Below are 318 nucleotides of genomic sequence, written 5' to 3'. Positions count from 1 at the left end.
CCACGACGCCACCCGCCCCTCACCCCGGCCCGAGAACCCGGACCGGCACGCCGCCCACACCGACCACGGCGACCGCCACTGGCCCGGACGGAGGGGCGGCGACGCTGACCACGCCCGGCCCCGGAATCGCGACGACGGCGGGCGCCCGCCCTGGGACGGGATCTCCGGCCAGGACGGCGTCCGCGACGGGTGCGGCGACCGGTACCGGACCGCAGGGGCGGGCGGCGACCGTGACCACGCCTCGCCCTGGCACCACGACGACGGCCGGCGCCCGCACGGGGACGAGGCTCCCGGCCGGGACAGCGCCCACACCCACCC

The 318-nt window shown here is 80.5% G+C and carries 1 pseudogene; it reads left to right on the top strand.

What is annotated here, in order from left to right:
* Positions 1–318, top strand: a pseudogene (locus V7E45_RS40515) (hypothetical protein); the annotation flags it as partial.

The sequence above is a fragment of the Streptomyces sp. IBSBF 3136 genome, from assembly GCF_036815105.1.
Classification (GTDB): Bacteria; Actinomycetota; Actinomycetes; order Streptomycetales; family Streptomycetaceae; genus Streptomyces.
Note: the sequence above shows the minus strand (reverse complement) of the source record. Positions and strands in the feature narration are given on the sequence as shown.